This is a genomic window from Stenotrophomonas sp. SrG (assembly GCF_050031795.1).
GTDB classification, from domain to species: domain Bacteria; phylum Pseudomonadota; class Gammaproteobacteria; order Xanthomonadales; family Xanthomonadaceae; genus Stenotrophomonas; species Stenotrophomonas rhizophila_A.
The window spans coordinates 1-233 of record NZ_JBNBBE010001493.1 but is presented as its reverse complement, the minus strand read 5'-3'; the positions used below and the strand labels follow the sequence as shown (position 1 = coordinate 233).

Annotated in this window: 1 pseudogene; it reads left to right on the top strand. The window is 69.1% G+C overall.

Annotation, left to right across the window (positions count from 1 at the left end):
* Positions 1–233, top strand: a pseudogene (locus tag ACQG3P_RS24340) (ergothioneine biosynthesis protein EgtB); the annotation flags it as partial.

Here is a 233-nt window from a genome sequence, read left to right as displayed (position 1 = left end):
ACTGGGAAGCGGCCGCCGCCGGTCAGGCGCCGCCGGGCAACTTCGCCGACAGCGGGCGCCTGCAGCCGGCCGCGCCCGACCAGGGCAGCGCCCACGACCGCCACCTGCAGCTGTTCGGCGATGTCTGGGAGTGGACCAGCAGTGCGTACGGGGCCTATCCCGGATTCCGTACCTTCGAAGGCAACCTCGGCGAATACAACGGCAAGTTCATGTGCGGCCAATGGGTACTGCGT